This window comes from Peribacillus sp. SIMBA_075 (assembly GCF_046534585.1).
The window spans coordinates 1-245 of record NZ_JAWRYN010001349.1; the positions used below are offsets into that span (position 1 = coordinate 1).

The 245-nt window shown below is 71.4% G+C and carries 1 pseudogene; it reads left to right on the forward strand.

Annotation, left to right across the window (positions count from 1 at the left end):
* Positions 1-245 (forward strand): annotated as a pseudogene (locus tag SB775_RS32735) (hypothetical protein); the annotation flags it as partial.

A 245-nucleotide genomic window follows, 5' to 3' on the forward strand; every position in this document is an offset into this window, starting at 1 on the left:
GTGGTGGCCGCAGGGGTCGGCACCGTCGCCCTGCTCGGCACACGGTTCACCATGCGAGAGCTTCTACACGGAGCGGCTGGAGGCGCAGGGGCTGCAGGTTCTCGTCCCCCCGCCCGATGTCCAAGCCGAGCTGGACGGGATCATCTACTCGGAGCTCGTCCGCGGGGTCGTGACGGAGCCCTCCCGCGAGGCGTACCGACACGCGATGGCCGACCTCGTCCGGGACGGCGCCACCGGCGTGATCC